General features: G+C 57.7%; 5 protein-coding genes and 1 pseudogene. 1 reads left to right on the forward strand and 5 read right to left on the reverse strand.

Going from position 1 to position 4,125, the window contains the following annotated elements; all coding sequences use genetic code 11:
- Positions 1–360, reverse strand: a 360-nt coding sequence (locus HP546_RS26940) for a hypothetical protein (protein WP_178126842.1), incomplete at its 3' end; no start/stop codon positions are given.
- A 102-nt stretch (positions 361–462) separates the two neighbouring features.
- On the opposite strand from HP546_RS26940, the gene HP546_RS26945 reads away from it, so the two are divergent.
- Positions 463–705, forward strand: a complete 243-nt coding sequence (locus HP546_RS26945; RefSeq protein WP_256678548.1) for a hypothetical protein — start codon at positions 463–465, stop codon at positions 703–705.
- Between the two features lie 697 nt (positions 706–1,402).
- Here the strand turns inward: HP546_RS26945 and HP546_RS26950 are convergent.
- From HP546_RS26950 to tnpB, 4 genes and pseudogenes are all read right to left on the reverse strand, one after another.
- A complete protein-coding gene (locus tag HP546_RS26950; RefSeq protein WP_256678549.1) occupies positions 1,403–2,050 on the reverse strand; it encodes a tyrosine-type recombinase/integrase in 648 nt (215 codons plus the stop codon).
- 141 nt (positions 2,051–2,191) lie between these two features.
- A pseudogene (locus HP546_RS31920) lies at positions 2,192–2,302 on the reverse strand (hypothetical protein); the annotation flags it as partial.
- Positions 2,303–3,859 (reverse strand): IS66 family transposase, encoded by a 1,557-nt coding sequence (locus HP546_RS26955; protein WP_172231902.1) that lies wholly within the window; start codon positions 3,857–3,859, stop codon positions 2,303–2,305.
- Positions 3,860–3,877: 18 nt separating this feature from the next.
- On the reverse strand, positions 3,878–4,125 hold a 248-nt coding region (tnpB, locus tag HP546_RS26960), incomplete at its 5' end, for an IS66 family insertion sequence element accessory protein TnpB (protein ID WP_172231905.1).

Raw genomic sequence — 4,125 nt, forward strand, 5'->3', positions numbered from 1 at the left:
GCTTCTGGCCGTTAACTTTGGCGGTCCCGACCAAGCTATAGATCGGCACGGAAACTGGGAGATCTCAACGGTGACCGGTGCGTAAGCACCGGGCGGAGCAGGAAAGGTCAAAACCCGTAACCCTGCTGGCTCCGGGAAGTTGACCTTGGCTTCGGGGCCGAAGGCACCCAGTGGCGGGGTCCGCAGGCCCAGGGCAGCCAGTGCCTCGGCGGCGGCGCGGCTAGCGTCGGTGAGCACGTTGTTGAGCAGATGGCGGCCGTTGACGGAGCCTGTTATATCCAGCCCGGCGGTCAGGCCGCTGATAGCGAATTCGTCGCGGTTTACATCATAGGCCAGCTTACCGCCGGCTTGGTACAGCATCTGGTACACCGGCATGCAGCTGGCCGACATGCACAAAAGGTCGTAAAGACCCACAGGCTGCGCGGCCCGGCCTTGCGTTGGCCGGTAATCTGGAAGGTGGCCATGCCGCCGCACAACCTCGTTTTCATCCTAGTAAGGCGGGGCTGCTGTGGTTGGGCTGGTTCGGCTACAACGTCGGCTCTGGACTTGCCGCCAACCAGGGCGGCCGGGATGGAGATGCTGGCAACCATGGTCGCGGCCTGTGCCGGCATCATTGGCTGGCTGCCTACCGAAACTGTGATGCATGGTCGGCCGATGGCTCTGGGCGAGGCGTACGGGGCATCGGCCGGGCTGGTGGGCAATTAAAGATCTACAGCGTTCCACGGAAGTCTTTAAATCATTGAAAAATGGCCGAAACAGATTGTGTGAAAACAACACTGACAGGCCCTAGACCAAACGCTCCGACTTGTTCGGGGCGTTGGTTTTAAAAAGGCTCTTCAGCCCATCAGCTGCATCATTTTCTTGGTGCCCGGTACCCGGTACGCTGATCGCCCGCGGCGTTTTTCAAGGTGGTTGTCGCGTCAACCATCTAGCTATGCGGCTTGCTTCTCGTGCTGTTGTACGTAGACGATTTTACGATTGCGCAGGTTAGTGGCGATATTTGCGGGCCGAAGAAGACGGGCGCTTTGCGAAGAATAGAGGGTGATCAGTACGGTCTTTGCCGGCCGGCGCCCGTCTTCCGAGCGCAGAGGACATCACGGTCTACAAGAACGCCGGCGGTGCGCATTTGGATCTTGTTGTCGCACAAAGCGTGCGTAACTTGCGCAGTAGAGTCCTCACGCTTGGTCCAAGAGCCGCATTCATTCTATGCAGACGGTGTGTCCTGCTACACCGGCCCTCAAAAATGCTGTGGGCAGCAACGACTCGAACGTGGGTCGTTACGAGTGGGCCCACACAATTCGTGCTGCTCTGCATATTCTCGGCAACCCAGTGTGTGCTTGCTAGGCGTAGGAAATGAGTCCAGAATCGAGTCTATCCCTGTTTCACGGATTTCTGAAAACCCTTAGATTTCAACGGCTCGGAAGCCAGATGCGAGTCTCGTTTCCATCCTGTAATTCAGTTCAGGCAGCTTCTTGCCTTTGTCAGGTCGTTTTGCAAACTGACAGTGCATAGCGAGCCCATTCCTCCATAAGCTGTTTGCGTTTTTCCAGCAGATCGCCTCGTCGATACGCTGCTTCAGTCGCATTATTGATTTTATGCGCCAAGGCCATTTCAGGGACGATGTTGGCGAAGTTAGTTGTCTCGGCGGCCCAGTCTCTGAAGCTTGATCGAAAACCATGCATGGTGATGATTTCTCCAGTTTCATTGCGCCAGCCGGCCCGTTGTTGTCTAAGGACTTCTCATCCATGCCGCGTATTTTTTGTAGCATTGCCATGTTCGAGAGCGGTCGACCAGCGCTACGACCCGGAAAAATCAATCCGCTTTTGCTTTCTGACTTCAGACACATGAGCGTATGAAGGGCCGCTTTAGACAACGGTACTCGATGTTGGCGTCCGGCTTTCATACGGGCAGCCGGAATAGTCCAAATTTCTTCGTCAAGATCAATTTCTTCCCAGTGCCCACCTATCACTTCCCCTGTGCGCAGAGCACACAGCACGGTTAATTTAACCGCAGTTGAACTAAGGTCCGCAGCATGCTCAAGCTCTGCCATAAAGGCTGGCAATTGCTCCCAAGGTAGAGCGGGATGGTTACCACGGTCTGCCAGTCTTCTTCTAGGCAGAAGCTTGTCCAGGTGACCTCGCCAGCGAGCGGCATTTTCACCAGTGCGTAGCCGGCGGGCTTTGGCAGCATCGAGAACAAGCTCCAGCCGGTTTCTGACCCTGGCCGCTGTCTCAGGCTTAGCGGTCCATATTGGATTGAGTGCGATCCATGAACCCCACCTACCGCCAGATGGAGCTTCGATTTACCGTTGCATCTCCGGTGAGCAGTTCCACGGCAGCAGCGCTTCGTAGTCCTCTACCGACGAGGCATGCGGCAACCGCTCCAGTACGTGGCGCAGCCACGTATAGGGCTCTTGGCCGTTGGCCTTCGCGGTCTCGACCAGGCTGTAGATCTGTGCACTGGCCGCAGCACCCTTGGGCGTGTCGCTGAACAACCAGGCCTTGCGCCCGATGACAAACGGCTTTATCGCACGCTCTGCCAGGTTATTGTCGATCGGCAAATGGCCGGCCTCGACGTAGCGCTCCAACCGACTCCAGTTGTTCGCCAGATACTGCACCGCCTTACCCAGCACGCTTTGCGGTGTGACTTGGGACTGCGTCTTGTCCAGCCAGCTTTTCAACTGGCCGAGGATCGGCAGGCTTCGTTCCTGGCGACCGATGAACCGCTGGTCATCGCTGACATCCTTGAGTTCACGCTCGATGCCATACAGCTTGTTGATCATCGCCAGCGCCACATCGGCACGTCCCGTCTTGCCTTTGGGCTGCACCTTTTGCGCCTCGACAAACTTGCGTCGTGCATGAACCATGCACGCCAACCGTTCGACACCGGGCTGTAATGCCAACGCGTTGTAACCGGCGTAATCATCGGTCATGACATAACCGCGATAGCCCTCCAGCAGGCGCAACGGTACCTCCTGCGCACGGCTGGTGGTGTAGTCGAACAACACGACTTGTCGATCAGGTGGCCCGCTGGCCTGCACCCACATCCAGGACTGGCTGGTCGGGTCGCGATCCGGTTCCTTGAGCACCTGCACCCGCGTTTCATCGCAGTGAATCACCGGGCTTTCCAACAACCGCTCACGCATCAGGTTCAGCAGCGGCTGGAAGTGTTCGCTGCACTGGATTACCCAGCGGGCCAAGGTTTGCCGGGGGATTTCGATGCCATGCCGGGACAGTACGCTTTCAAAACGGTGTAGCGGCAGACCATCGACATACTTGGTGGTCAGCAGCATGGCCAGCACGCTGGGGCTGGCCATGCTCTTCTCGATCAGCTGTGCCGGTTTGTCGGCGGTGACCGGCGCCGCTTCACAACCACGGCAGCCGTAGACCTTGCGCACATGTTTGAGCACGCGGATCTGCATCGGCACGATATCGAGCTGCTCGCTGGTTTCCTCGCCAACCACATGCTTGCGGCAACCGCAGACGCAGGTCAGCTCGTGCTCGGGCAAGTCGTGGATGACTTCGACACGTGGCAGGTCGGCCGACAACGGTTTGCGCTTGCCACGACGTTTGACTGGGGCAACGACTTCTTCGTCCGCACCCTCAACCACGGCCAGCAACGGCTCGCTTTCCGGCTCGTTGAACATTGCCAGTTGCGGCGTATTGGGATCGACCGTCTGCTCGGATTTGCGGTTGAACAGCCGATCCCGCAGCAGCTTGATCTGTTCTTTCAGGTCGACGATATGGGTGGCATAGGCTTCGTTGACTTCCTGCTCGCGCAAGCGTGCTTCGTAGGCCTCAAGCAACATCTGCTTGAGTAGTACGGGATCGTCTGGAAGGTTGGCGGGCAAGGAAATCATGCCCCGGATTATACCGGGTCAGGCAACGAAACGGGGTGTCAGAACCTGATGTGGACGGTTGCGCCAGAGGTCGAAGCCGTCGAGTAACCAGTTAAGTTCCTGGACGGTCAGGACGATGGCTTCGTCGGTGGCGTCGGGGGAAGTTTTGAAACGTTCGGCTTCGAGGCGCTTGAGCCAAAGGCAGAAGCCGTTGCGCTCCCAGTACAACACCTTGATGCGGTTACGGGCTTTATTGAGGAGGACGAACAGTACGGGGTCGAACACGG

This window comes from Pseudomonas sp. CM25, from assembly GCF_013179705.1.
In the GTDB taxonomy this organism is placed as follows: Bacteria; Pseudomonadota; Gammaproteobacteria; order Pseudomonadales; family Pseudomonadaceae; genus Aquipseudomonas.